This window comes from Paraglaciecola sp. MB-3u-78, from assembly GCF_002835935.1.
In the GTDB taxonomy this organism is placed as follows: Bacteria; Pseudomonadota; Gammaproteobacteria; order Enterobacterales; family Alteromonadaceae; genus Paraglaciecola.
In genome coordinates, this window is record NZ_PJCF01000013.1 from 145,218 (window position 1) to 171,431 (window position 26,214).

Sequence of the window (26,214 nt, forward strand, 5' to 3'; positions counted from 1 at the left end):
CTTAAGAATCTCCCGTGATGGCAAACAGTTTATCATTCTTTATCGACTGTTGATCCAAACAGGCTTGACTGTGGGAATTGATTTGTTTGTTTGTTTGTTTGTTTGTTTGTTTGTTTGTAAATAGTCTATATCTCGGTAAAATCCAAGAGCAATACTTCTTTGAATCCAACGCAAACACTGTTGTTATTCATAGCTTAAATCATTTTTCAGAAATCATTCTTTAATTTTTAAAAGGTCACACCTTATGAATCAATACAGTTTTTTGTGTCTGTTTATGTTCACAAGCCTTATGGCATGTTCTAGTGAAAAAGCGCCCACGGAAGAAAAAAAATCACCTATGATGGTGGTAACGGCAAATCCCCACGCCACTGAGGCAGGATTAGAAGTATTAAGAGCTGGCGGCTCTGCTGTTGATGCGGCCATCGCTATTGAAGCGGTACTTAGTTTGGTAGAACCACAGAGCTCTGGCCTAGCAGGTGGTGGATTTATGGTGCATTTTGACGCCTCAGAAAATGCAATCTCTGTATTTGATGGCCGTGAAACGGCTCCTGCTGCCGCCACTGCAGATATGTTTTTAGATGCAGACAATAAACCTATGGGTTTTCTTGATGCCAAAACCAGCGGTTTATCTACTGGTGTACCTGGTCTGTTAGCAATGTTGTCACTTGCCCATGAAGACCAAGGTTTATTAGAATGGAGTTTACTGTTTAAGCGTGCCTCCCAGTTGGCAACAGACGGCTTTAATATTTCCCCACGTTTATATGGCATGTTAGAGCGCTATGGCAAATATATTCCAGCTACCTTAGAAGAAGGGCCTACTGAGGCACATGAGTATTTTTTTGGTGACAATGGCCAACCTCATCCTGTGGGCCATTTATTAAAAAATCCAGACTATGCCAACACCTTAAAATTGGTTGCCGCAGATGTGTCTGCATTTTATAAGGGCCCTATTGCGGCACAAATTGCTGAGATGGTGCAGCGGCCTCCTCGTGCTGGTAGATTGACAGTAGAAGATATAGCCGGTTACAAAGCGGTCAAACATCACGCTTTATGTCAGCCCTATAAAGATGTTCAGGTTTGTGGCGCTCCTCCGCCGTCTTCATGGGTAGCAGTGGGTATGATTTTAGGCATATTAGAAAACAGCCATGGATTCTCAGAAAAAGGTGCTGAAGACCCAATGAACTGGGCGCTATTTGCTCAAGCCCAGCAACTGGCTTATGCAGACAGAGATCAGTATGTCGCTGATACTAGTCAAATTGATGTGCCACTTCAGGGCATGTTGCACCCTGACTACCTTGCACAACGCGCCGAACTGATATCTAAAGACTCAGCCATGCCGTCTATTTCTGCTGGTGATCCTTGGAAATATAACACCGCTACCACTGCTCAGGTTAATGGAATAGATGCCACTCAAGACGTACACGGTACGACTCACTTTGTCATTGTTGATGCACAGGGTGACGTTGTATCAATGACTGCAACAGTTGAAAGTATATTCGGTACCACGCGTATGGTGGGTGGCATGTTTTTAAATAATGAATTAACTGACTTTTCCTTTAGACACACCGATGACAAAGGCTTACCTATTGCCAATGCAGTGGCGCCAAACAAAAAACCTCGTTCATCCATGTCACCGAGCATAGTGTTAGACAATAAAGGGCAATTTTTGATGGCTACCGGCTCCCCCGGTGGAAACAATATTATCGCCTATACCGCAAAAACATTAGTAGGTGTATTTGACTGGGGGTTGAGCCCACAAGCAGCAGTAGATCTGCCAAACTTGGTGGCACGGGGCGAAAAAGTGAGATTAGAAAAAGACGCCACCCCCGACTCTTTAATCCAAGCCTTACGAGACTTTGGTCTCAACGTAGACGCATCTCGGGGTGAAAATTCAGGGTTAAGTGTCATTTTACGTAAACCAGATGGCACCCTAGAAGGCGCAGCAGATAAACGGCGTGAAGGGGTGATCGGCACATTATAAATCACTAGTGGCTGATAAATTTACGGCCTAAACATGAATGACTGCAATGAAAAATTGCAGTCATCTCTCGCCAAGACAATCCAGACGAACTAAAAAAACTAACACATATGCTGGCCAAGCCAAAACGGGGTGCATGTACCAATCAACTGACCTAAATCTGTCTCACCCGACTGATCTATTCCTCGTCCGAAAGCTCGTAGCTCGTAGCTCGTAGCTCGTAGCTCGTAGCTCGTAGCTCGTCAAACATCATATCCCCACTTGTTTAAACATAGTGAGAATGTCTTTTTCAATTTTCTGCTCCCATTGTTGTTTTTTACTCGCAACCAACTGCTCAAGCAATGGCTTGATAGACAGTATTAACCCATCACAATTTAAATTTGAATCAGGCACGGGGACCGACACTGCAACACTGGCCTTTGATGTTGGCGGGTCTATCATCGGTTTAATATTTAATGTTGCTTCAGTGACTATCTCAGACGAACAATTAAGTAGAATTTTTTGCCCTAAAAATTCTTTATTTACTTGGCCTGTCATCACTATTTTAATAGGCACAGTTAAGCTCAAATAATTAAGAGAACTAGAAAATACTGCACCGCCGGTTTTATTGACGGTTAAATCATAAGTACCCATTTCCCAAGGTGTGGATTTTTCTTGATGCAAGACTTGAGGCAAGTGTTTGTCCACCAAAGCCACGATTAACTGGTCAGTCACGCTTTGGGCATTAACAGCTTGTACACAACCCACAATCAGGCCTAGTAGTATGCAAACTTTCATTTTGTATCTCAATTTTTAATAGTTGTTTGATTTGATGATCTTAATAATCATGCTTTTCGTTCAAAAAAAAACCAACAGAGAACCATAAAATGAAATTATACATCGAATCGATTGAAGGCGGGACTTATCTAGCTGCAGTGGGGGAAAAAGACCAACACAATCTTGTCCGAGATCGTAAGAGTAAACCCATGAAATTTAATTGTCTTAACGAGATAAAAAAACATTTTAAGAATAAACATTTTGACCAAGTATGGTTAAAACAAAACACGCCTTACGATGAAATGTGTGGGTTAGATGACAAAAATGAAAAATTAGAAATGTTGATTGATTGGCATTAGCGGTTAGATGTATGAATAAATAGAAATACATTAAGTTGTGGTTAATCCCTTAACCGCAACCCAATGTGAGTCAAGTCTAGATTATCGGTCTAAATTCATCACCTTAGTCCATGCCTTAACAAAATCGTCTACAAATTTTTGTTTTGAGGTGTCATAGGCATATACCTCTGCCACAGCACGTAGTTCTGAGTTAGAGCCAAAGATTAAATCCACAGAGGTAGCAGTCCATTTAGCTTGCCCTGTTTTACGGTCTACACCTATATAGACACCATCAGTGTCGGATTTTTCCCATAGGGTTGCCATATCAAGCAAGTTCACAAAAAAGTCATTACTTAATGTCCCGGGTTTATTGGTCAGCACACCATGTGCAGCTTGACTATGGTTTGCGTTCAGGGCTCGTAAACCACCGACTAACACTGTCATTTCTGGCACGCTTAAATCCAATTGGTCCGCTTTATCAACCAACATTTCTGTGGGCGACTTATAACTAGCCGAAGAGTTAAAGTAGTTGCGAAAACCATCTGAATTTAACTCAAGCAAGCTAAATGAGTTCACATCAGTTTGCTCTTGGGTCGCATCACCTCTACCTGGAGTAAAGGGCACAGTGATGTCAAACCCAGCGTCTTTTGCTGCTTTTTCGATAGCGGCTGCTCCACCCAGTACAATCAAATCTGCCAGCGACACTTTGTCACTATTAAACAAACCGCTAGTGGCGTCATCTTGAATGTCTTTTAAGACTTTCAACACTTTTGCAACTTCAGCAGGGTTATTGACTTCCCAATCTTTTTGCGGTGCAAGCGCGATACGTGCTCCGTTTGCGCCACCTCGCATATCGGTGTCACGATAACTTGCTGCAGAAGCCCAGGCCACGCGCACTAATTCTGCAGGTGAAAGTCCTGAATCAAGAATGTTAGCTTTAATCTGTTTCACAGCATCAGCATCAATATTAGATTGGCTGTCTTGAGATATAGGATCTTGCCAAATATGCATATCTTTGGGCACGTCATTTCCGAGGAAATTACGGGCTGGCCCCATATCTCTGTGAGTTAGCTTGTACCAAGCTTTTGCAAAAGCTAAGCGATATTCTTCTGGATCAGCCAAGAATCGCTCAGCAATCTTTTTGTACTCTGGGTCAAACTTCAACGCCAAATCAGCAGTGGTCATAACGGGTGCATTAAACTTACCTTTGATGTGCGCATCAGGTACCACGTTTTGCATCGATTCATCTGTGGGTATCCACTGAATGGCACCAGCAGGGCTGCGAGTTTGCTTCCATTCAAAGTTCAATAAGTTACTCAAATACAAAGATGTCCAACGTGTGGGTGCTTGGGTCCATGCACCTTCTAGCCCACTGGTGGTGGTATCTTCAGAGTGACCCTTGCCACATTTATTTATCCAACCTAGGCCTTGTTCTTCAATGCCTGCAGCGGCGGGCTCTGGTCCTAAACAGTCGGCGGGTTTGCGTGCCCCATGCATTTTTCCAAAGGTATGGCCACCAGCAATAAGCGCCAGAGTTTCTTCATCATTCATCGCCATGCGTTCAAAAGCGACGCGAATATTTTTAGCAGAGCCTATTGGGTCAGGCACACCTTTGGGGCCTTCGGGGTTCACGTAAATCAACCCCATGTGTGTGGCACCCAGTGGCCGTTGTAATTTACCGTCTCTGTCTTCACGATCACTGGCCAGCATTTCTATCTCTGGGCCCCAATAGACCAAATCAGGTTCCCAGTCATCGGCTCGGCCACCAGCAAAACCATAGGTTTGAAAACCCATATTATCTAGGGCGACATTACCCGCCAGCACGATCAAATCAGACCATGAAAGCGCTTCACCATATTTTTGCTTGATGGGCCATAAAAGGCGTCTTGCTTTATCTAGGTTACCGTTATCAGGCCAGCTATTCAGTGGTTCAAATCGTTGCTGCCCCCCTCCTGCACCACCACGACCATCTAAGGTGCGGTAGGTACCTGCACTATGCCAAGTCATACGAATAAAAAACGGCCCATAGTTACCAAAATCTGAGGGCCACCAGTCTTGTGACGTGGTGAGTAAAGTATCGATATCTTTTTTTGCCGCTTCTAAATCCAGTTTGCTAAATGCCTTGGCATAATCAAACTCAGCTCCATAAGGGTTGGATTTAGTGTCGTGATCTCTAAGAGCAGATAAATCGAGTTGATCTGGCCACCAAAATTGATTGGATTTTGGCTGACCGTCTTTAGTATTAGCATTTCCCGTTCCCATAGCCCCTTTGGGTTTGGTCATTTCAGCGGTTTCAGCAACGGCACTTCCTGTCATCAAAACCATACTGACCAAGCCAGCTATGGTTGATTTTAAGAAGACATGTTGTTTTTTCATTTTTTGTTACTCCGTACTAGATCGTAATGACTCGTCTATTTTTTAGACAACTTAGCTAACCCCCGTATTTACTGTAAATACACCTTATTTTACAGACGTTCGTGGATTTTCATGACTTATTCTCCCCTAAAAATACTCATCAGGAATTAGGTCAGAGAGTTAAAGTTCTCATGTAGCTTAGTTAATAATGTGTAAAAAGGAATTTGAAAAAAAACGATTTGTTTAATCGTAAAATTAGAATTGAAGAAAAATGAAAGTAATTTGCATAGGCGAGATGCTCAACGATTTTGTTTGCAATGATACCAACATGGGATTAACCAACAGCGTCAATTATACTCAACTTGCCTATGAGTCATCTAAACCTCGTAATTCACTCTTAAATCTGTTCCTTTGGGGCGGTTTTGTACTGCAGTATCTAGACACTTAGCAGTATGCTATTTAAGATGATTTAGCTTGCTCAATCGACAGCATAGACTTTGGGGAAAAGGCCGAAGGTTTAAGACTCCGGCCTAATTTGTTTCGTATACTGCTAACCTTGTTGCATTGCATGAATCGCAGCAGCCGTGAGTTGTTGGCCGCCAATAGCCCAATCTCCTTCATTTGTTTCCTTAATTCTGACCCAAGTGACTCCCCGCAAAGCTTCACCTTCAATTTGCACCATAGTGTCTGTAATCTTTTCTATGATTTCTTTTTTCTGAGCTGGATTAAATACGTTTTCAATTACATGTATGTCGATAAGTGGCATGGTCTTGCTCCTAAAATAGTTAATAAGTAAATTTATGTTTTCCGCCGTTGCGTCAACATGCACACAAGATTAGCCCCCTTTTTAAAAGCAAACATGGGGGAAAAGTGGGGATTAATTGGAGATTACATTTATGCAATTCAGAGTTAAACTGACTTAACGATAATCTGACGCGTCTTTTTTGATAATTTAATGATATATAAATTTGATGACTTTGAGCTCGACACCCATAATTTTTCCGTGTCAAAACTAGGCGAGTCGGTAGCGCTGGAACCACAGGTCTTTGACTTGCTAAGTTACCTTGTTGCCGTTTCAGAATATGAGCAACGACCCTGAACAACAATTTTTTGCCGAGGGCATGAGCGAAGACATTACCACTGAGCTATCCAGATTTTCTGATATCCAAGTAGTTTCAAGCCACTCCGCATGTCAGTTAAAAGATACATCCGCAGCAACTGAGTATTTTAGTGAAAAGCGTCATATGAATTACTTAGTAGAAGGCAAAGTAAGACGCTCAAACGACAGAGTTAGAATCAATGTGCAGCTAATTGATGCCTCGACAAGCCATACTATTTGGGCTGAGAAATATGATCGTTCGTTGCAACAAGTATTTCAGACACAAGATGAAATAGTCGAAACTATCGTCTCAACTCTTAGTGGGCAAATTCAAAAAGTGGAAATGGTCAGAGCCAAAAATCGAGCAACGACTAACTTACGTGCCTACGATCATTTACTCCGTAGCCTTTCAGCCCACAAAAATGGCTATACCAGTAAAAACAATTTCAAGATTGCTCGCCAAGAGTTTATCGATTAAGCGGTTACCACTACGGTGAGGCACGCAGACTAAGCCCAAATGATGCGCATATTGCTGTGAAAATGGGGCGTTATCTGGCTTTTACAGATCAACTTGATGAAGCATTAACTTTGGTAAGGCATGCCATGTTTCTTAATCCTTTGCACCCAGGTTGGTATTTTCAAGAATTAGGGGTGGTGTATTACAGTATGGATAAGTTCGACACTGCCATAGTCGCATTCGAGAGAAACTGGGAATTAGGACCCTATGATTTAGCCTTTATTGCCGCTTGTCAGGTCGCCAATAATCAAATGGCTGATGCGAAAGTGACTTGTGCTCGAGCATTGGAGTTAGCACCAAACTCTTCTGTAAAGCTCTTCACCCAATTCGAAACTTATCAGGATATAAATAAAAGCAAATTACTTAGTGAACGTATGATTAAAGCAGGGTTTCCTGCTTAAGTGAGTTAACTAACCTGAGCTCGGAATAAGCCATACTGTCCAGCGGCACGTCTTAACCCTAGTTCAGATTAACTAGCTAAAAACCTTTAGGGCAGAGCCGATGAAATGCCACTGTTGGGTCTAAAAAATCGATTAAATCAGGACCAGCGAACGGTCGTAATGGTGGCTAATGGTGGCTGAGGTTATCTACCATATCAGCTATCTCCATTTTTAAGCCATTCAGCACATTCATTTCCTAGCTCTAGTTTGGCTCGGCTTTCATATTCTGTGACCTCTGCGGGGGTCAATGTATCCATCCACCGGCCATTAACACCTTTGTTGATGAAGACTTTCGCACCTTCATCCCAAAACGCGCCACCAAGAGGCACAGATTTAATCGCATTTTGTTTCATCCATTGAAAGGAAGAATATTCTAGAATTTTGGGCCAATATTGGTCGTTAATCTCAATCTCTAGAAAAGCAGCTATTCGGCGAATTTCACTTGGCATATCTTTTTTAAGATCAGAAAAATGTATGAGCATCACATTGGGTAGATCACGAATTTCCCACCAGCTTCTAACATTTTCCCAAAATGGCCAAAATGGAAAACCATCCTTTTGGCACCACTCATTCCAATACTCTCTTATGTCTTCAGTGGGTTTTCCGATTTCGGGGCCAACTAATCCAGGTGTTTTGTTAAGAGCGTCGTACCACATTTGATTAGCGTTAGCATGGTGATTATACAAACTCCAAATCACGTCTCTGGCATCCCTACCGATATAGATATATTTTGCTTTATCGGAAAAACACAGCGCATCAACAGGCAAATGCGTTTTTAGAAAACGCCTGTGAGTCTGAGCTTCAACCAACTCAAGCTTAATCTCTTTGGGCGGCAATCGAAGATCCATCCAAGGCGACATTTCGGCCACTTCAAGCTTGGGATCTCCACCAAATAATAATTGGGCAATGATTTGTTGCATCCAAGTTGTTCCAGCTTTGGCATAGGTGGAAATAACAATATCGTCATTGCGAAATTTAAAATCATTCCAAATTGTTGAGTCAAAGTGATGGCTATGCATTTCTCTGGTTTTTATCGGTAAATTCGTCATGTTATCGGTGCTCCTGCCATATTATTATTTAGCGAATTTTTTAAAGATAACATTACAGTTTAATCATTGTTTAAATATACCGCTAGCATTTTTCCACCCACTCATAGTGGAGCGGGTGGAATAGATCCCAGTTAGTCGAAGTGGTCAACTAACTGGGTGTCTTCAACTCTATATACAGCTTATAAGTTTGGATGAACCCCAGTCATTTCAATAGACAAATCCCATAGCTTTTTTGCAATCGCTTCGTTGTGACTGCGCCGATTCGACTTGACTTTAATCGCTGGGCCCGCAATTTCCCCTCGTTTCGAAGGTCCGTAGTATTCTCCGCCCGTTACCCCCTCCATAGTGGCTGCACATAAAGTTGGCCAGGCACCTTGTTCGGCCGAATTAAAAAACAATTTTAAAACAGGCATCATTAACATAAAGGGTTTTGGGATGTATCGAGGCAATTCTGTATCGGCAACACCAGGATGAGCCACAACTGAAATAGTGTCATCACCTTTGGCGTTTAAACGACGTTGTAGTTCATAGCCAAAATACACATTTGCTATTTTGCTTTGAGCATAACGCGCCCAAGCACGATAAGATTTTTTGGCATTAATATCGTCAAAATTAATTTTCCCTTTTCTGTGGGCAATACTGGCGGTACTCACAATTCTGGCATTAGGGGTAGCACGGATTTTATCCAATAATAATGAAGTTAATGCAAACGGCCCTAAATGATTAACCCCAAATTGTGATTCAAAACCATCTTGTGTGTATTCAAGTGGTGGCACCATAATACCTGCGTTGTTGATCAATACATCCAATCGAAGTTCTTGATTAATCTGCTGTGCTGCTTTTTGAATGGACGCCAGACTAGCTAAGTCCAATTCGACAATTACCAAGTCAGCTTTAGGGTAAGCAGCAAGTATTTTGTCTTTGGCTGCTTGCGCCTTCGACTGAGAGCGACACCCAAGTAATACTCGTGCGCCTTTACTCGCTAAGGTTTTTGCTGCTTCAAACCCCAAACCTGTATTCGCACCAGTAACAACCATTGTTTTTCCTGTTTGATCCGGCACGTCTGCTGCTGTAAAACCTGTCATATTTATCGCCATCTTTGTCGTCATACTTGTCGTCATATTACGCGGTGACTATTTTGTAGCCAACGCGGGGAAAGTGAACATAAACCTCTCCAGCCTTTTCATCGATTCGTTTAATCGCAATTTCATCGCTCTTAGACACAATCAATTCGCCAGTTACTGGTGCAATACCATAGTCAGTGGGTACAATTTCGACGCACTCACCAAACGTAATACCATTTACCACTAAAAAATCATCTTGCGAAAACAATACCTTCGGTGCCGAGTGCGCAATATTAATTGCCGCTGTCGCATCGATACTTGTTTGTGTGCCGTGCCCAATGGCCTTTATAGTTTCAAACCACTGATGCAGTTTTTGGTAACCTGCCAATAACGGACTTACACCTGCGTTATTGTTAATGAACCAGAGGCAGTGATAAATAGAAAAATCTGCAATGCTAATGTGATCGCCACAAATATAAGGACCGCCCCGGCTAAGTTGTTGCTCCATCTGTTGCAGATAAATGGGGATAAGCTGCAACGCGGTATTGGCATCCATAGATAAACCGTTGCCACCTTCGCGCATTTTCGCTCGATCGTTCACAAAGGCTTCCACAAATTTTTCGGGAACCCGTTGCCGAAACGCTTCAAATCCTGCGGGAGAAAACGCCAGGGCCGCGGCAACACTAAACAAGTGTTGGTCAGCCCATTGAGCCAAGATATTGGCGGTGAGTGATAACTCAGGAGGGAATATACTCTCTGTACCAAATTGTTCGTCAATTACCCTAGCTATTAGGCGCGTATCGCAATAGATGTGATTGTCACGCTGCAACACCGGGGTTTTACGATAACCTCCAGTTAGTGCCACAAGGTCTGGTTTGGGCATAATTATCGGAATGTTAACCACGTTATAGTGTGCGTTTTTATGTCCTAACAAGATGCGGATTTTTTCCGCAAAGGGAGAGGCATCATAATGGTGTAAAATAAATTCATTCATCGACAGTATCCTTTGTGAGTATTCTGACCCATAGTAGCACTTGGCTAAAATTGTGATTGACTATAGCGTGCACGAGCAATGAAGACTCATTCAATCATTGAATATTTGATTATTGATACTGGCAATAGTGGTGTGCACAAAACATTTATCAGAGTGTTTAAAAAAAACAAAAAGAAACGCTCTCTAACTAGTCATGGAAAGAGCAGGCATACGGCTAATTTGACGGAGTAGACGTTGCTGATGGTATATCCATGGTTAGATTACGCAGCCAGTACTTTGCTTTCAGACGAGACACAAACAAGACCGATTTAACCACCTCTTCTGAATAGGTAATCAACACGACCCAGTAAATCGGTAAGGCAAAATAAAATGCGGCGGCAAAGGTTAACGGAATGCCTATGATCCACATTCCAGAAAAATCGATAAGCAGGCAGTGTTTGTTGTCGCCCCCAGCTCTCAAAATGCCCATTGAAGCTGTCATGTTAAACACTTTGATACAGGTGCCAAACGTAATGAGCATAAAAATATCATGGGCGACAGCTAAGGTATCCTGATCCAGATTGTCATAGGGCATGAAAACAATAGATTCCAGACTCCACATCACTAGACCTAAGAAAAAGGTGACAATAGGTGCGCTAATAGCAAAACCTCTGGCCACAGACCAAGCAGAACTAAATGCATTTTGCCCCAGTCGTTGACCCACCATAATCGAACAGGCGGAAGCAAAACCAAAAAAGAAGGCAATCAATAAACCTTCCAATGGTGCCATAAGACTCATTACGGCAAGTTCTTGGGTGCCAATACGACCGTAAATAAGCTGGTAAACAAAGGTACCCAATGACCACACACCAAAGCTCACCATCATCGGCCACACTAATTTAATTAAATGAACCCACTGTGCTTTGTCATACAACTCGTTACCGATTGGGCGAGTAGGAAAGACAACATGTTTTCTTTTATACAGCCAGAATACAATTAGTGACGCATGAAGACCTCTGGCAATAAAGGTTGCCCAAGCAGCACCTGCCACACCCAGCGCATCAATCCCTAAACCGCCATTAATTAGCCAATAGTTCAGAGCGATATTGATAACAATCGCAATCATTCCAAGCATCATAGAAAACTTAACCTGACCGAGCCCACGCAAGGCATTCTCAAAAACCATGACCACTACAACAAACGCTAAACTGGGCATAGTGACCCACAAATAGGCTTTGCCTGTATTGATGATGACTTGGTCAGTGGTTCCCAGCCCAACAAGAAGATCCCCAAAGGCAAAGGTCAGCAATACCACAGGCAATAACACCCCAGCGCCAATAACGAGGGTTTTTATAATGATTGGACTTATACGGCCATTTTTACCTGCCCCAAAGTACTGAGCAGACAACACCCCCACCCCTGTGGCTAACCCAGACAAAATGATCAGCACCACAAACTGAATCCGATTGCCTAAACCAACAGAAGCCACCGCTGTGTCGCCCAAATGCCCCACCATCATGATGTCGCTCATTCCCAGCATGGTCACTAGGATACTTTGCAACGAAATGGGCCAGGCAAGTTTAAGGCTTTGCCGCAGTGTTGATGTGTTGTTATTTAGCATATTTTTTGATAAAAAATTGATTCAGGGCAGATAAGCGACATTAGGATGTATTTTATAAGAGTGCGAGCAAATAAACATCATTACGAATATCATGTATTATGTCTAAAACTATCATCTGAATAAAAATATGTGGCGTGAAACTCTTAATATCGACCCTAGTTGTAAAGAATATTTCCTTAACTTTGAATCACTTCCCGGTAACGGGAAAGCCTTTATTGCCTGCGCGGGCGTATCACACTTAAGAAAGACCTATCAGATAGGAAAAACAGGTAAGGGTGAGTATTTCAATGGTCGGCAAAATGATTCAGTTCATGTCCATTACTTAATTTCAACCCAATCAGGTGCAGGCAAACTCACTCTAGACTCAGGCTGCCAATCTATTACCCCAAACACCATGATGCTGATCCCAGCAGGGACCCCTTTTCTGTATGAGCTTGACGCTGATCATTGGGACATGTGCTGGATGTTGTTGCATGACTGCCCAGATTATCAGTTTATCCACCAACTCAAGGCAGGAGTTTGGCAAAGTGATAACACATTGTTGTTATATCAAACCATGGCATTGATTAGGGATTTTGATCACAGTGATGGCCGTTTCCAGCCCGACATTCAGTTAAGACTCATCGAAGTGTTGCTTTACCAGATTGAACAGACGCTAAATAAAACCCCTACACAAAATGCGCAGCAGCAGCGTTTTCATACACTAATACGTAACGTTAACAAACAGTTGCAATTGTCATGGACAGTAAGCGCTCTCGCATCTGAACTCCACATGTCAGAGCCACAATTTTATCGGTTATGTAAAAAAGAAACAGGTAAGACCCCTATGAAATTACTGACCCAAGCGCGAATGGGTTATGCCTGCTACCTGCTGCGTTATACCAATTACAGTCTAGAGCAAATAGCCGATACTGTAGGTTATGCCGACAGTGCCAGCTTCGCCCACCGCTTTAAACAACTCTATCAACTTAGTCCTGGGCGATGGCGTAATAATGAAAACGTGATTTGAAATCAAGTGCTTGGGCCCATGAAATTGCCCCTAAGATTCACCTTTACAAGGTTTCCAATTTAGCCACCATCTGGCTAAATTCCACCAGCTCTAATTCTATGTATTCACCGCCATCACGCCATTCCACGCCTATTAACACATTATCTTCGGCTAAGTCTTCTACCCAAAATTCCAACCAGTCAGCTAACGTAATAGCCATAGGTACGTAATCTTGCCATTCGTCAACACAGTGGCTTTTGGCTAATTCAATGGTTGACCATACTGGCATCACATCTGCATTTTCAAAATTAACGGAATCGAGAACCACCCAACCTTCGCTGGCTTGGTCTTGCAATGCCCATAATGTTTGAGTGGCTTTTACTTGAGCCATAAAATCGGCAGGTGGAGAATTGGTATCTGTCATAATGAGTTCTTTGTTGTCTAGGTATGCGGTTAATCATACGGAGTTAATAAGGTACGAACAACGCTAAACTTAGCTTTGTTCATAAACGAGATCAGAGTTGGGTTGGGATCTACAAGGTTAGAACTATTGAAAATCAAATCTATATTTTAACTTCTGTTTTACTTCAGGAACCAACCTGATCAGATTCCATTTCGCCTAATCTGACCAAGCGCTAACAAACTGCGTATTTAATTGTGATTAAATCTCTATGGCGCTTTAAAAACCGCATGTACTTAGCTTATTTTCACAGGTAGATCTCGAATTCTATTTCCTGTTGCCGCGAATATAGCGTTGGTTAATGCAGGTGCAATGGGTGGGGTCCCGGGCTCACCGGCACCACCTGTTCTTTCTCCACTGTTGATGATTTCAACATATATATCTGGTGCAGTATCCATTCTCACCATTTTGTAATCGTGTAGATTACTCTGCATGACGGCACCATTTTTAATAGTGATCTCTCCATGTAAGGCGGCAGATAAACCAAAAATAATGCCGCTTTCCATTTGTGCCCTAAACGCATTTGGGCAATAAGCGAAACCTGCATCAGCGACACAAAAAACCTTATTCACTCTTAGTGAGCCCTCAGACATGTCAACTTCGACTACTTCGGCAACAATACTATTAAATGAACCATGAATGGCAATTCCCCTACCCCATCCGTCTGGTAATGGGCGCTCCCAGTCTGACATGTTTGCAACCGCATCAAGTACTTTTAGGTAACGGGGTTCTGATTGCAACAGTTTACGTCGATAATAAAGCGCATCTTGGTTTGCTGCATGAGCCAGTTCATCAATGAAGGATTCGGTAAAAAACGCATGTTGGGAATGATCAACACTTCGCCAAGCTCCAAAGGGAATGTGAGTCAGACTTTCGGTGTAATGCACAAATTGATTATCGACTTGATAAGGAATATACGGCGCTTCTTTTGGCTCATGTTTATCAACGTATTGATTTTCCCAAGCAATGGGTAAACCAGAATTCCCCAACGCTGCCTTGAAACGGCTTACAATTGCAGGACGATAAAAGTCATGTTGCACATCTTCCTCCCGGGACCAAATCATTTTGACCGGTACCCCAGGCAAGGCATTAGCCAGTTTTACCGCCTGAATAGGATAATCTGTCATGGCTCTGCGCCCAAATCCACCACCAAGGTAAACATTGTTAACCACCACGTTTTCTGCAGCGATATCAAAATAATCTGCTATTGCAGCTTTGACCCCTAATGGGTTTTGCGTGCCACCCCAAACTTCAATTTCACCGTCTTTAACCCAAGCGGTGCTGTTCATCGGCTCCATAGTGACATGCGCTAAATAAGGGACGCTATATTCCGCTGTAATAACGTGAGTGGCTGCTTGGATAACGTTACGAGCATTACCCTCTGAAAAATCCTCTTCCTCATCGCCGTTGGTGACCGCTTGGTCCATGTCTAAACGAAATTGTGCCATGATGCTTTGGGAACTGGTGTTATCCCACTCACTCGCTGAATAAGTGACGGTGACAGCGGCGATAGCTTTTTTTGCTTGCCAATAACTATCCGCAATCACACCCACTCCATCGCCAAGATTAACCACCTTGATAACACCCTGCATGTTTTCTGCCGCGGCCCCATCGATTGAGTCAACTTTGCTACCAAACACCGGTGAGGTTTTAACCGTTGCGTATTTCATACTGGGCAACACCACATCAATTCCAAATTTGGCTGTGCCGTCCACCTTTTCAGGGATATCCAAACGCTGAATATCTTCATTGCCCATTAAGTTGAATTGTTCTGGTGTTTTGAGGGTTGGAAATTCAGGACCTTGTTGCTCAGCCGCCATTTTAGCGAATTTTATATAGGGTGCGGTGCGGTTACTGCCGTCATGATACAAGTAACTTTTTTCTGCTCTAATTTCAGATGCCGCAACCTGCCATTCTTGCGCTGCCGCTTGCACCAACAATTCTCTTGCTGCAGCCCCCGCCACACGCATACCACGCTCACCGGTTGATCGCACAGAAAAACTACCGCCTGTGACTTGCAGCGCGATGGATTTAGAAATTGTCAGAAACACACCATTGATAGTTTGATTAACAAAACCGGGCATTTTTCCTGGTAACAAAAATTCTCTGGCCATATGAAAATTGGCATATTCATCATGAGCGGGCGCTTCTTCTATTGTGACTGAGTCCCAGTCAACGTCCATTTCATCGGCCAACATGATAGCTAGCGCTGATTGCGCACCTTGTCCCATTTCTGCGTGAGACACTATGACTGTGACACTGTTGTCTGGGAGTAATTTAACCCATGCGTTGACCAGCACTTCATCGTTATGCTCCATAAATTTAGCCAATTTAGGGGTGCGATGTCCGGGCCGGATCGCCACACCAACAATCAGTCCACCGCCAACAATAAGGCCAGCGGTCAAAAAAGCTCTTCGTGTCAATTTACTCATAATGTTACCCTTGCAATATTGTTAAACCGACGCAGCGTTTTTGATTGCTTGTTTGATGCGGCCATACATGCCGCAGCGACACACATTACCGCTCATTGCGGCGTCAATATCACTATCAGAAGGATTGGGATTGCTTTTAAGCAGAGCCACAGCAGACATAATTTGACCTGACTGACAATAACCACATTGTGGTACTTGTTCATCAATCCATGCTTGTTGCACCTTGGATAACTGCCCGCTGTCATCCGCGATACCTTCTATCGTGGTAATGGCTCGCCCTGCGATTGCAGAAACAGGCATTACACAAGAACGGATAGGTTGACCATTGAGATGCACCGTACACGCACCACATTGAGCCATACCACAGCCAAACTTGGTGCCGACCAGATTCAGTTGTTCACGGATAACCCACAAAAGTGGCGTGTCGGCTGCTACGTCAACTTGTTGTATTTGGTCATTAACCTTGAGTTCAATCATGTTTTACCTTTATTTAAAATAACATGGCTATCAACGTCTAATTCATACAGAAATTATTCGCATATTATGCCTATTCTATAACAGCGTAATTAGATTTTAATACGCTTCTATTAAGCTTCCAATACACTCCATTGTAGAATTGGCTAGCTCAACTGTTGTTGATTCTGGAATATAAAACGAGTCCTTTCTTTCTAATAAAAGCGGCGCTACACCCAGCCATTTTGCCTGAATGCCATTAAGGTTTGAGCGAATATCTTCATTTCATCAGGCGTGCCCAAGGATATCCGATTCCAGCGATCGTCCACGGTCATTTTTCTACCCACGCGCACACCGTTACGCTGCATATGCTCGGTATAATCAACCAATGGCGTGCCAATCCTGTGTAATACAAAATTGGTATCACTGGGAATAGACTCTAGATCCAATTCATTCAAGGTATTGATTAATATCGTTTTAGAAACCTGATTGTATTCAATGCTCTTTTTATAAAATGCTTTGTCATCCAGTGCTGCAGAAGCGGCAGCGATACCCGCTGCACTTAGGTTAAATCCTGCGGCAAAGGGTTTTATTTTACTCGCTGTTTTTATGGTAGTAATACCGTAACCCATTCGCATACCCGCCATACCAAACACTTTAGAAAACGTTCGACTGATCACCACGTTGTCTTTACCTTGGTTAATTAAATCTAATCCGCTTTTATAACGGGGATTAGCTTGGGCGTAGTCAAAATAGGCTTCGTCGAGCAAAAACAAATGGGTATCAGGGGCATTATTTATCCAGTCGAACATGATGCTGAAATCGACAATGTTTCCGGTGGGATTATTAGGGTTACAGATATTGATCAAGACTGGGCCAGACTGTGCCATTGCCTGTTTTTTCATAGCCGCGATATTCATTTCGAAATTTTGAGCAACAGGGACCTGAATAACATTCAAGTTTTCTGCTTTACAATATCCTCTGAGCGCACCAAATGTAGGCGAAGGTTCAATCATAGTAGCGTGTTGTCGAGCAGCATAGGTAGCAATGGCTTGTAATACTTCAGTTGAACCGTTGCCAAAAATTAATTGTTCGGGCTTAACCTGATGATGGTCTGCGAGTTTAACTTTGAATTCATCAATTGACTCACTTGGGTAACGGTTACCATAACGTTCAATGGCAAATTTTGCCGCAGACAAGGCATTGGGCGACATGCCAAGAGAGTTTTCATTATAATGCAACAAAAGAGGCGAAGCGTTTTGGCGAAAAGGTAAAATGGGCGTGTTGTTAGCCAATGCAAATGAGGTGTTCGCGGCCAGTCCTAACCAAGCAGCGCCTAAACCTAATTGTTGTATAAATTGTCTACGAGAAGGTTGCATACCCAAAGTCTTCATTGTTTGTATTCCTTTCTTGAATTACAACAACTTTAAAGGGGTTTGCGCAAAAAAGAAATGACGCAAATGCTCAAACCTGCGTTTATTGCTTAACTAACCCGAGCTCAGGTTAACTAATGATTAGGTATTGTGACGGGTTATGCATGCCTCTGCCCAAGTGGTAGGAGTGTATGAAGAAGCCAATATATCTTTGGTTAAGACACCTCCATCAGCGCTTAGAGGGAAGAGCAGCAGGTTCGTTGAAATTCAACACAACCCACCCCACATAAATAGATTAAGCTAGAGGTTTGTATGCGTTAGGATAAATTGTTACTAGATAATTTTGCAGCTTGAATGCCCAAACCCTCGCACACTGAGTTAAATGCATCTCCTTCCATAAGGGGCAAACCGGGCAACATGTCTAATAGCTCTTTTTTGACTATAGGCGACAAACTCATACCGCCAGTAATAAATAACATCTCTGGTGGTTCCGAGCTATTTTCTAAACATTCGGTCACTAAACTCTTCACCCTAGCTAACCAGGATTGCATTGAGCGTTTAAGCTCCGCAACGTTCAGCTTAACATCGTAGTCTTCTTCTATATAATGCAATGGTAAGATGATCTCATCTTTTGAAGATAGTAATTCTTTGGCTAAGCGTGATGAATTCACTAACCTAGCTGAGAGTTTTTCTTCTTGTACTTCTAACAACCGCTCTAACAATTTAGGCTCTTTAACCAAGGATTTTGTGTTAGCAATATCCAACCAGTACTCTTCTGAGAAAAACCGATTGAGTTTTGGAATGTCGTCTACTGCACACATATCAGAAAAATAAGCAGGTGGCACAGGCAAGCCGTTATACATCAATAAACCTTGTCCCATCGTTGGCGCAATGGATTTTATGATTAGGTTTTTATCGCATTCCATGCCGCCTAAGCGAGTGCCGGTTACCGACATCACATCTTGTTGACGATCGACATTGGCTAGTTTCTCTGGTGACAACTTAATGCAGCAAATATCCGTAGTACCACCACCAATATCCACTACTAATACGTTAGTGTGTTTATCAAGAGTACGTTCAATCTTGTATGCAGCGGCTATAGGCTCTTCAAGGAAGTCAACTTGGGTAAAACCTGCAATTTTTGCTGCTTGAGTCATGATATCAATGGCTTGGTTGTTACCATCTAGCCCGCGTGTACCATGAAAGCGTACTGGGCGACCAATAACGGCAGTATCCACAGATTGTCCTAATTGTTGTTCGGCACTTAAACGGAAAAATTCTAATTGTTTGGCTATCAAACCGACAAATGCCTGATGCTGGCCTGCCACTAAGTTGGCACCTAAAAAGTTTTTGGGAGAATAGATGAGCCGACCCTTTTCAGGGGTTTTCAAATATCGTCTAAATCCATCTTCACCAAAAGCAAACTCACCCGTTTCAACTAGCTGTTGTAGAGGCAAATCTTGCACTGTCATGTTTTCCAACAAAAGCTCAATAGCAAGCTCTTGCAAAGCAGGAACATCATGAAATTCAGCCCGCAGTTCATTTATTCTTGTGCTGTGTATACGCTGCTCTTTTGGTTCTGAAGCCTCGTAATATCCATCTTTGGCTTTATCAATTTTGTCAGAAATAGCGCGCTTTAGTTGCGCGATTTTTCCTTCAATCATTGGAATAGGTGGTGTAGGTAACTCGTCTTTATAATAAATAAAAACCGATGAACGAATTTTGTTTACTGCTTCTAGACTAGGATCGAGTTTAACAAAATGATGCTGCTGACCATCAAAATACACCACCTCGGAGTTCGAAGTCCCATAATCTATACCTATTGCTGCCATATCCGCCGTTCGTCACCTAAAAATTAGGCCGAGAATTGTAATTGAAATGAACGTTGAATTCATTAGATGATTTGGCATAAATGGAATCAAAAAAAAAGAAATATAATCTAAACAAAATAGCATTCTCGATAAATAAAGAACAATATCAGGTCAAGATAAATGGATGATACCTATCTCATTAAATTATAGAGGTCAAGAATGCCCCGTTATTTTCAATTCATTAATTGGGCAAGGTTTAGCGATGCCATATCCTTGCGAATAATCAATGCCTATTTCCTTCAGTTTTAATCCAATCTCAGTGTTTTCAACAAATTCTGCTACTGTCTTTTTACCCATCACACGACCCACTTCGTGAATTGATTTTACCATGGCATAATCGATGGGGTCGTCCACTATTCCTTTAACAAACAAACCATCAATCTTTAAAAAATCGACTGGTAAATATTTTAAGTAAGCGAATGAGGACAATCCAGTGCCAAAGTCATCTAGTGCAAAACTACAACCCTTACTGTGCATTGCTTCGATAAAGGTTGTCGCATCGGAGAGGTTAGAGATAGCCGCCGTTTCTGTGATTTCAAAACATATCTTCTTTGCCGGAATTTGGTAATGATCAAGACAATCAATCACAATCTTTAGAAAGCCGGACGCCGTAAGTGATGGTCCAGATAAATTAATTGAACACAGTTCAAGTGCGGCCAAATGTTCTGGATGTTTGGATAGATAATTAAATTGGTTTTCGATCACCCACTTGTCGATTTTTGTCATCAAATGATAACGTTCCGCTGCGGGCAGAAAAATATTGGGCGAAATAAGCGAACCAGATTCATCAACCATACGCAAAAGCACCTCATAGTGAAGTCCATTTCTATCAGTTGGTTTATTGGGTTGGATAACTTGGGCGTACAAACAAAAGCTATTATTTTCTAGAGCCGAATTAATTTTTGTCACCCACTGCATATCTCCATGAACCTTGGCTATGTCGGAAACACTTTCAGTGTAGATACGGAAACAATCACGACCAGCATCTTTTGCAGCGAAACATGCAATATCTGCGTTACGGAGTAAGTCATTGGTGTTATTAATACTTTCACTAATGGGTGCAATACCGATACTGACACTAATAGCAAAAGGTTTATTTTCCCATAAAAACCTATGCTGATTAACTTTATCAATCAGTTTTTGAGCAACCTCTTTGGCGTTTTTAATATTACAATTTAGCATCAAAATACCAAATTCATCCCCCCCTAAACGGGCTAATACGTCATGGCTACGGATATGCGTTTTTAGTATCCGACTTATTTGGCGCAATAATTCATCACCTGCGATATGACCACAAGTGTCATTGATAACCTTGAACTGATCTAAATCGAGGTAACAAAATATATGTTCATAATTTTCGGCCTGTCTACTTTGCATTGCTTGAAATAAATGAAGTTCAAAACCTCTTCGATTGACTAGGCCGCTCAGTAAGTCATGATTAGCTTGATAGGTAAGTTCTTTTTGGCTGACATGAAGCGCTTGTTCCCTTTGTTCACGCTTTTTTATATCACTATAAATAATGTCTAATAATCGGTTGATTGAGTCGCCTAAATCATCAAGTTCATTTTTTTGCTTCTTATTAACTGGGGGAATACGATTCTGTCTGGGATTGTTTAGATCAAAATCATTGAGCGCTGCGCCTATAGCAATAACTTTTTTTGTTGTGGTTCGATAAAACAAAAAGACAAGGATAAAAGCCAAAAGAATATTTCGCACTAATCCAGACAAAATAACCAATATAGAACGATCAATAAATCTGTCTGAGGCTAAAGCTGGGTCAATATAAATTCTCAAATTACCAATGTTCTCACCACTTTTCAAATATAAAGGTTGGTTAAAACCTTTAATTTCCCCAAAGATTTCAAACCCCTGAGTGAGGTTTGTTCTCCCAGTTTTTTCAGAAGCCAGTTGAGTCAGCACCTCATCACGTTCATTAGTAATAGTGACTGATGTTATAGAGTAATACTGAAGAATACCTTTAGCTACTTCTTCAGCGGCAGGTGCGTCAAGGTGGAAAGAAGCATCAGCCGCAGCAAACTGATTAGCTGCCAGAATTTCCGAGGCAAACTGTTCTATCTCATTCTGTTCACGCACAAAATCAACAGCAATCTGAATGCAACTAAGAGAAAAGCCAACTAATAGTGTCACTAAAACACTATTTTTAGCCAGCGTGTATGACAAACTATCAGTAAAAGGCTGGCTACTTTGTCTCATTGGGTGTTTGAACCTTTTGAACTTTCTGAAAAGTGTTTTAATGCTGTATTCCATAAATTGTCGATTCCATTGCGAGTTCGCCGATCAAGCTGGGGCATGAGCACGATTAGAGCTTTTGATTCACTCAGAGACGTAGCGTAGAACCCTCGCTTCTGAGCCTCAGTAGCCGTTTCGACTGTCATCATATTAACGGGGTTAGTACCTAATGCTTCAACTAGTACACTGTTCTGGAATTCAGTACTGATAGTAAAATTTATCCATTCCTCTGCAATACGTTTCAATTCTGGCTTATCTGCGAGCTCTTGACTTAATACGTGATTATCAATCCAGCCAGGAACACCTTCTCTAGGGTAAGCCCATTTCCAAATCTCACCGCGCTTTTTTAACTCTGGTAGAGAAAACCCCCAGGAAGACGCTAATTTGTTGTAACTATTCAGCCTCATGAAAATATATTTTGACGATCCCAGCGATCGTATTGACTGATCCCGCTAGGATGTCAGACTTGCCTTAATATCACTTTAGTTATTAACCAATGAAGATTGACGGCATTGAAATCGACAGTGTGATCGATTCAACAAAAAAGTTGCTTACAGAGGATAAATCAATTTCGCCGGCCTTAAGAGCGGCAATTGAATTGATCATGCTGGTTGTGTCTTTGCTTGCTAATCGATTAGGACTAAATAGCCAAAACAGCAGTAAACCACCCTCCACAGATTTTGATAGAAAGAAGAATTCAAGGACTAAATCTGACAATCCGGCCGGCGGCCAGAAAGGGCGGGAGGGTAAAACGCTGAGCCCGTTCGAAGAGCCCGATGTAGTCAAGGATATTCCCGTAAACAGGGCGCTATTGCCTCCTGGGAAGTATCGTGATGCTGGCGTCCAGTGTCGTCAAGTGGTTGACATAGAAATATCACGCATGGTCACCGAATACAGAGCGCAAATACTGCTCAACGAAACAGGCAAGAAATTCACAGCTGAGTTTCCACAAGGTGTTAACAGTGCTATCCAATATGGCGATGGCATTAAAGCGCACGCGGTTTACCTGTCACAATATCAATTGCTGCCTTATAAACGTATTGAAGAGTATTTTTCCGATCAACTCAATATTCCGATCAGTGCGGGAACCTTGTTTAACTTCAATCAAAAAGCGTCAGATTTAATTGAGCAAACAGGTGCCGCGGATCGGATCAAAGCCGCACTACGAGCATCACCCGTGCTGCATGTTGATGAAACAGGCGTCAACATTAACGGCAAGCGGCGTTGGTTACATTGTGCCTCATCACTTACCTGGACGTATTTCCATGCCCACGATAAACGTGGGAAAGAGGCCATGGATGCGGCCGAGATACTGCCATGCTTTACGGGCATTCTGTGCCATGACCACTGGAAACCTTACTACAAATATATCCTATGTGAACATTCTCTGTGCAATGCCCATCATTTGAGAGAATTGGAAAGAGCGTGGGAGCAAGACAAGCAGAAATGGGCCAATGAAATGCGTGCACTGCTGACCAAGCTTTGTCAGGACGTGAAGGATAATGACGGTAAGTTAACGCCAGAGTCTGCCCGCGTCGCCAGAGAACAGTACCGTGAAATACTCTTTGAGGGTGATAAGGAGTGTCCGCCACCAAATGAGGAGGACCGACCAGCAGGACAACGGGGTCGTTTAAAACGAACCAAAGCGCGCGCCTTGCTTGAACGGCTCAGAGAATTTGAAAATGATGCGCTTAGATTTATCGAAATAAAAGATGTCCCCTTTACTAACAATCAAGGGGAAAACGATATTCGAATGACAAAAGTACATCAAAAAATATCGGGATGTTTCAGAAGTCAAAACGGTGCGGATATGTTTTGTTTGCTTCGCAGTTACATATCCAGTTGTCGCAAGCAAGATGTTTCAGCAAGTGAGGCGTTGCGACTATTGTTCAAGGGCAGGCTTCCTGACATCTTTTCATCTGCGCGACCTGAATAGTTACAATTTGTTTTGCATTAAATCATCTGCAGTATCAACACCTTCCCATAGAGATTTTGCGTTGGCTATCAATGAAGTTAATTTTGCTTGGAATGCTTTATTATTTAACTGATCAAAATCACTTAGGGCCTTTTTGTCATAACCCATTGCTAAAGCCGTAAGATAAACATTAATCTCACCGTAATCAGCAACACTATATTGCCCCTTATATTTAGGATCCCAAAGTATATTCCAGCTTTGAGGTGGCTCATCAAAATACGCTGTGTTATATACCAGTCCATAAGGTCCCCAGGCAAAGGGCAAACCATAATGAACACCATCTTTAACCAAATACTTTGAATATTTAAAGGAGGGGTTAAGTTGTTGGTAATTTGGCAAATTATCAAGGTTAAGCGGGAGCAATAGTCCTGAATCAATCATTTTAAAACGTTTATCGTTGATACGATTATGAGCGGGACTAACAATATCTGCTTTTTTTAATCGTAGTGCAGCAAAGCCATCTTCTGCATCTACTATATAATTTACCTTTAATATGACATCAATAGAATACTTTTCAGATATGAGTTTTCTAAATTTTTCACGCTGTGTTACGGGTGCATAACCTTCCCAAACCAGTAAACGGAGTACTTGCTGTTTTTCTGCAAATACACAAACAGAAACAATATTAATAGATACTCCCATGCAAATGAATGCGAGCTTTTGGGCGATGTATTTTAACATTGTTGATGCAAACTCCATTTATTTAAAACAGACGTTAACGAATATTAAGGATTCGATTAGCATTGAATAAGACAAGAAAAAAAAAGTTACGCATTGGAGTGCTATGACTTCTAATTTTTTTACTTAACTTTACATAGTTTTTGTCCGCGATTAAATAGTAACAAATGTAAAAAATTCAATCTGAGGTGAAGTTTAAGAAAGAGGCATCTAGACTCCAACCAATAATGTTAATAAAGCTTGAATTTATATACACAGTGGAATGATTAAGAGTCTCTTCACTTTGTTCTACAACTAAAATCGGCAGTGGTAACATCTCAAAAACTTAGTTGGGATTGAAGTAATCAAAGTAACACCTCTAACATGAAGTTTATATATAGCGTTTTCGTAGAATACAAACGTTAATCTTTCCAATTCGTAACGTCAACTTTGCGAATGATAAGGAAGCAAAAATAACTCAGTAACAATTTTTGAGGGAATTGACCAGCATAATAAGCCGTGGTTATCACTGTTAAAAACAACAATGATAGATACGTTGAGAGCGACTTGTTCTTTTTTGACTGCAAGTTTTTTAGCTTTTCACCTGAAAAAGTCCCATCGCTTGCGCAACGTCTGCCGTCTTTACCTTTAGACATTGAGAAGCTAATAATGTCGTTAATCTGTGGAGTACGTTTTCTATTAAATAATGCCGATTTATGAATAAAAATATCATCACCACCAGCATTTGGCTGGATAAAACCAAAGGCCTTATCAACATTGCCCTCTGTTCCTAATAAAAATTTAGCCTAATCATGGTGAAAGTTAAAACTATCATTCAAAGGAACAAAGAGTCTGCTCACAATTAACTATTTTTAGATTCATTATTGGCTAACAGTGTCTTTGCCTGTTCTTTCCAGGTATTAAATCCTCTTTCCTTTTCAAACTGCTTTAATGCCTCAATTTTACTTTTCGGGGTATTTCCAATATCTGCAAGGGTCGTAATACCCTGTTCAGCTAGTTTTTTTTGCATGACTGGTCCAATGCCTTTGATTGATGCAATGGTCGGAGTCTTAACAGGCGGTTTAGGTCGTGGTTTTGATATTGGCGTTTTAGTTTTGAGAGCGACAGGTTTAGTGGATTTGGCTTTACCAGTTTTAGTTGGATTGCTTTTGACAGAGAAAATATTGGGTAAACTTTCAAGCACCTTATCCTGCACTGTTGATAACGCCGCAAGTCCTTGTTCGAATTCAGTTTGCAAATGAACTAATCTTCGGTGATAGCTTGCATCTAATTTTTTAAGCATTTTCGATGCTTTTTTACCTGATTTTTTACGCAGTTTTTTTAATTGGGCACTTAAGTCTTCTACTTGAGTTTCTAGATCTTTTTTGGTCGACGTAAGTGTATTATTAATTTCTTTTAAAGTAGCTGCACTTTTGGTTTTTTCTACTGTTACTTTCTTTGCAGATTTTTTTGCGGTCTTTTTAGTCATTTTAAGGCTCTAAATGTTCAGAAGGGTTTAAGAAAAAAGTGAAGTCTAAAGGACGTTGTAATTCTCCGCCCTTTCC

23 protein-coding genes and 1 pseudogene are annotated in these 26,214 nt (G+C 41.8%); 7 read left to right on the top strand and 17 right to left on the bottom strand.

Translation table 11 applies throughout. The features are described 5' to 3' along the window. The first annotated feature begins 244 nt into the window (after positions 1–244). Entirely contained in the window at positions 245–1,981 is a 1,737-nt protein-coding gene (locus CXF95_RS24520; RefSeq protein ID WP_101201128.1) for a gamma-glutamyltransferase family protein, read from the top strand. Positions 1,982–2,227: 246 nt separating this feature from the next. Here the strand turns inward: CXF95_RS24520 and CXF95_RS30915 are convergent, their stop codons facing one another. Then, the gene (locus CXF95_RS30915; RefSeq protein ID WP_232788022.1) at positions 2,228–2,755 is read right to left on the bottom strand and encodes a DUF4403 family protein; all 528 of its coding nucleotides are present in this window, start codon (positions 2,753–2,755) and stop codon (positions 2,228–2,230) included. Between the two features lie 89 nt (positions 2,756–2,844). On the opposite strand from CXF95_RS30915, the gene CXF95_RS24530 reads away from it, so the two are divergent. Then, complete coding sequence (locus tag CXF95_RS24530; protein ID WP_101201129.1) at positions 2,845–3,093, top strand: DUF6482 family protein; 249 nt, start codon at positions 2,845–2,847, stop codon at positions 3,091–3,093. 81 nt (positions 3,094–3,174) lie between these two features. Here the strand turns inward: CXF95_RS24530 and katG are convergent, their stop codons facing one another. Then, positions 3,175–5,448: a catalase/peroxidase HPI gene (gene katG / locus CXF95_RS24535; protein WP_101201130.1), complete on the bottom strand. Its 2,274-nt coding sequence runs from the start codon at positions 5,446–5,448 to the stop codon at positions 3,175–3,177. A gap of 250 nt (positions 5,449–5,698) precedes the next feature. On the opposite strand from katG, the gene CXF95_RS29725 reads away from it, so the two are divergent. Then, positions 5,699–5,875 carry a hypothetical protein gene (locus CXF95_RS29725; protein ID WP_157828233.1) on the top strand — a complete coding sequence of 59 codons (177 nt, stop codon included), beginning with the start codon at positions 5,699–5,701 and terminating at the stop codon, positions 5,873–5,875. Between the two features lie 102 nt (positions 5,876–5,977). Here the strand turns inward: CXF95_RS29725 and CXF95_RS24540 are convergent, their stop codons facing one another. Further along, a complete protein-coding gene (locus tag CXF95_RS24540) occupies positions 5,978–6,193 on the bottom strand; it encodes a tautomerase family protein (protein WP_101201131.1) in 216 nt (71 codons plus the stop codon). 316 nt (positions 6,194–6,509) lie between these two features. On the opposite strand from CXF95_RS24540, the gene CXF95_RS24545 reads away from it, so the two are divergent. Then, positions 6,510–7,004: a hypothetical protein gene (locus CXF95_RS24545; RefSeq protein ID WP_101201132.1), complete on the top strand. Its 495-nt coding sequence runs from the start codon at positions 6,510–6,512 to the stop codon at positions 7,002–7,004. Positions 7,005–7,066: 62 nt separating this feature from the next. Further along, positions 7,067–7,444, top strand: coding sequence for a hypothetical protein (locus CXF95_RS24550; protein ID WP_157828234.1), 378 nt, complete (start codon positions 7,067–7,069; stop codon positions 7,442–7,444). Between the two features lie 194 nt (positions 7,445–7,638). Here CXF95_RS24550 and CXF95_RS24555 read toward each other — a convergent pair whose 3' ends face one another. The 4 genes from CXF95_RS24555 to CXF95_RS24570 form a co-directional block, all read right to left on the bottom strand. After that, on the bottom strand, positions 7,639–8,532 hold the full coding sequence (locus tag CXF95_RS24555) for a sulfotransferase domain-containing protein (protein WP_101201134.1): 894 nt from the start codon (positions 8,530–8,532) through the stop codon (positions 7,639–7,641). A 179-nt stretch (positions 8,533–8,711) separates the two neighbouring features. Next, positions 8,712–9,617, bottom strand: coding sequence for an oxidoreductase (locus CXF95_RS24560; RefSeq protein ID WP_101201135.1), 906 nt, complete (start codon positions 9,615–9,617; stop codon positions 8,712–8,714). Between the two features lie 37 nt (positions 9,618–9,654). Then, positions 9,655–10,590, bottom strand: a complete 936-nt coding sequence (locus CXF95_RS24565) for a glutathione S-transferase family protein (RefSeq protein ID WP_101201136.1) — start codon at positions 10,588–10,590, stop codon at positions 9,655–9,657. Positions 10,591–10,804: 214 nt separating this feature from the next. Continuing rightward, positions 10,805–12,088: an MATE family efflux transporter gene (locus tag CXF95_RS24570; protein WP_369809346.1), complete on the bottom strand. Its 1,284-nt coding sequence runs from the start codon at positions 12,086–12,088 to the stop codon at positions 10,805–10,807. A 229-nt stretch (positions 12,089–12,317) separates the two neighbouring features. Between CXF95_RS24570 and CXF95_RS24575 the strand changes: the two genes are divergently transcribed. Then, positions 12,318–13,199, top strand: a complete 882-nt coding sequence (locus CXF95_RS24575; protein ID WP_101201138.1) for an AraC family transcriptional regulator — start codon at positions 12,318–12,320, stop codon at positions 13,197–13,199. Between the two features lie 43 nt (positions 13,200–13,242). On the opposite strand, the gene CXF95_RS24580 is transcribed toward CXF95_RS24575, so the two are convergent. The 7 genes from CXF95_RS24580 to CXF95_RS24610 all read right to left on the bottom strand — a co-directional run bounded on the left by CXF95_RS24580 (position 13,243) and on the right by CXF95_RS24610 (position 22,424). Beyond that, positions 13,243–13,602, bottom strand: coding sequence for a DUF2750 domain-containing protein (locus CXF95_RS24580; protein WP_101201139.1), 360 nt, complete (start codon positions 13,600–13,602; stop codon positions 13,243–13,245). Between the two features lie 272 nt (positions 13,603–13,874). Then, positions 13,875–16,070 carry a molybdopterin cofactor-binding domain-containing protein gene (locus tag CXF95_RS24585; RefSeq protein WP_101201140.1) on the bottom strand — a complete coding sequence of 732 codons (2,196 nt, stop codon included), beginning with the start codon at positions 16,068–16,070 and terminating at the stop codon, positions 13,875–13,877. 21 nt (positions 16,071–16,091) lie between these two features. Beyond that, complete coding sequence (locus CXF95_RS24590) at positions 16,092–16,547, bottom strand: (2Fe-2S)-binding protein (RefSeq protein ID WP_101201141.1); 456 nt, start codon at positions 16,545–16,547, stop codon at positions 16,092–16,094. Between the two features lie 206 nt (positions 16,548–16,753). After that, positions 16,754–17,917, bottom strand: coding sequence for a histidinol-phosphate transaminase (locus CXF95_RS24595; RefSeq protein WP_232788024.1), 1,164 nt, complete (start codon positions 17,915–17,917; stop codon positions 16,754–16,756). Between the two features lie 296 nt (positions 17,918–18,213). Beyond that, the gene (locus CXF95_RS24600; RefSeq protein ID WP_101201142.1) at positions 18,214–19,728 is read right to left on the bottom strand and encodes an Hsp70 family protein; all 1,515 of its coding nucleotides are present in this window, start codon (positions 19,726–19,728) and stop codon (positions 18,214–18,216) included. Positions 19,729–19,920: 192 nt separating this feature from the next. Continuing rightward, on the bottom strand, positions 19,921–21,981 hold the full coding sequence (locus CXF95_RS24605; RefSeq protein ID WP_198556693.1) for an EAL domain-containing protein: 2,061 nt from the start codon (positions 21,979–21,981) through the stop codon (positions 19,921–19,923). After that, positions 21,978–22,424, bottom strand: a complete 447-nt coding sequence (locus tag CXF95_RS24610; RefSeq protein ID WP_101201144.1) for a hypothetical protein — start codon at positions 22,422–22,424, stop codon at positions 21,978–21,980. Before CXF95_RS24610 ends, CXF95_RS24605 begins: the two co-directional genes overlap by 4 nt. Before the next feature lie 89 nt (positions 22,425–22,513). On the opposite strand from CXF95_RS24610, the gene CXF95_RS24615 reads away from it, so the two are divergent. Beyond that, positions 22,514–23,953: an IS66 family transposase gene (locus CXF95_RS24615; protein WP_101197042.1), complete on the top strand. Its 1,440-nt coding sequence runs from the start codon at positions 22,514–22,516 to the stop codon at positions 23,951–23,953. Here CXF95_RS24615 and CXF95_RS24620 read toward each other — a convergent pair whose 3' ends face one another. The 3 genes and pseudogenes from CXF95_RS24620 to CXF95_RS24630 form a co-directional block, all read right to left on the bottom strand. Next, positions 23,954–24,673 carry an extracellular solute-binding protein gene (locus CXF95_RS24620; protein WP_157828235.1) on the bottom strand — a complete coding sequence of 240 codons (720 nt, stop codon included), beginning with the start codon at positions 24,671–24,673 and terminating at the stop codon, positions 23,954–23,956. 398 nt (positions 24,674–25,071) lie between these two features. Continuing rightward, positions 25,072–25,416 (bottom strand): annotated as a pseudogene (locus CXF95_RS24625) (cold-shock protein); the annotation flags it as partial. 95 nt (positions 25,417–25,511) lie between these two features. Next, a complete protein-coding gene (locus CXF95_RS24630) occupies positions 25,512–26,138 on the bottom strand; it encodes a hypothetical protein (protein WP_101201146.1) in 627 nt (208 codons plus the stop codon). Positions 26,139–26,214 lie beyond the last annotated feature (76 nt).

What these genes read in the sequence shown, in the direction of transcription:
- CXF95_RS24520 (WP_101201128.1), top strand. Translation starts at nt 245, where the DNA reads ATGAATCAATACAGTTTTTTGTGTCTGTTTATGTTCACAAGCCTTATG.
- CXF95_RS30915 (WP_232788022.1), bottom strand. Translation starts at nt 2,755, where the DNA reads ATGAAAGTTTGCATACTACTAGGCCTGATTGTGGGTTGTGTACAAGCT.
- CXF95_RS24530 (WP_101201129.1), top strand. Translation starts at nt 2,845, where the DNA reads ATGAAATTATACATCGAATCGATTGAAGGCGGGACTTATCTAGCTGCA.
- katG (WP_101201130.1), bottom strand. Translation starts at nt 5,448, where the DNA reads ATGAAAAAACAACATGTCTTCTTAAAATCAACCATAGCTGGCTTGGTC.
- CXF95_RS29725 (WP_157828233.1), top strand. Translation starts at nt 5,699, where the DNA reads ATGAAAGTAATTTGCATAGGCGAGATGCTCAACGATTTTGTTTGCAAT.
- CXF95_RS24540 (WP_101201131.1), bottom strand. Translation starts at nt 6,193, where the DNA reads ATGCCACTTATCGACATACATGTAATTGAAAACGTATTTAATCCAGCT.
- CXF95_RS24545 (WP_101201132.1), top strand. Translation starts at nt 6,510, where the DNA reads ATGAGCAACGACCCTGAACAACAATTTTTTGCCGAGGGCATGAGCGAA.
- CXF95_RS24550 (WP_157828234.1), top strand. Translation starts at nt 7,067, where the DNA reads ATGGGGCGTTATCTGGCTTTTACAGATCAACTTGATGAAGCATTAACT.
- CXF95_RS24555 (WP_101201134.1), bottom strand. Translation starts at nt 8,532, where the DNA reads ATGACGAATTTACCGATAAAAACCAGAGAAATGCATAGCCATCACTTT.
- CXF95_RS24560 (WP_101201135.1), bottom strand. Translation starts at nt 9,617, where the DNA reads ATGACAGGTTTTACAGCAGCAGACGTGCCGGATCAAACAGGAAAAACA.
- CXF95_RS24565 (WP_101201136.1), bottom strand. Translation starts at nt 10,590, where the DNA reads ATGAATGAATTTATTTTACACCATTATGATGCCTCTCCCTTTGCGGAA.
- CXF95_RS24570 (WP_369809346.1), bottom strand. Translation starts at nt 12,088, where the DNA reads ATGATGGTGGGGCATTTGGGCGACACAGCGGTGGCTTCTGTTGGTTTA.
- CXF95_RS24575 (WP_101201138.1), top strand. Translation starts at nt 12,318, where the DNA reads ATGTGGCGTGAAACTCTTAATATCGACCCTAGTTGTAAAGAATATTTC.
- CXF95_RS24580 (WP_101201139.1), bottom strand. Translation starts at nt 13,602, where the DNA reads ATGACAGATACCAATTCTCCACCTGCCGATTTTATGGCTCAAGTAAAA.
- CXF95_RS24585 (WP_101201140.1), bottom strand. Translation starts at nt 16,070, where the DNA reads ATGAGTAAATTGACACGAAGAGCTTTTTTGACCGCTGGCCTTATTGTT.
- CXF95_RS24590 (WP_101201141.1), bottom strand. Translation starts at nt 16,547, where the DNA reads ATGATTGAACTCAAGGTTAATGACCAAATACAACAAGTTGACGTAGCA.
- CXF95_RS24595 (WP_232788024.1), bottom strand. Translation starts at nt 17,917, where the DNA reads ATGAAGACTTTGGGTATGCAACCTTCTCGTAGACAATTTATACAACAA.
- CXF95_RS24600 (WP_101201142.1), bottom strand. Translation starts at nt 19,728, where the DNA reads ATGGCAGCAATAGGTATAGATTATGGGACTTCGAACTCCGAGGTGGTG.
- CXF95_RS24605 (WP_198556693.1), bottom strand. Translation starts at nt 21,981, where the DNA reads ATGAGACAAAGTAGCCAGCCTTTTACTGATAGTTTGTCATACACGCTG.
- CXF95_RS24610 (WP_101201144.1), bottom strand. Translation starts at nt 22,424, where the DNA reads ATGAGGCTGAATAGTTACAACAAATTAGCGTCTTCCTGGGGGTTTTCT.
- CXF95_RS24615 (WP_101197042.1), top strand. Translation starts at nt 22,514, where the DNA reads ATGAAGATTGACGGCATTGAAATCGACAGTGTGATCGATTCAACAAAA.
- CXF95_RS24620 (WP_157828235.1), bottom strand. Translation starts at nt 24,673, where the DNA reads ATGTTAAAATACATCGCCCAAAAGCTCGCATTCATTTGCATGGGAGTA.
- CXF95_RS24630 (WP_101201146.1), bottom strand. Translation starts at nt 26,138, where the DNA reads ATGACTAAAAAGACCGCAAAAAAATCTGCAAAGAAAGTAACAGTAGAA.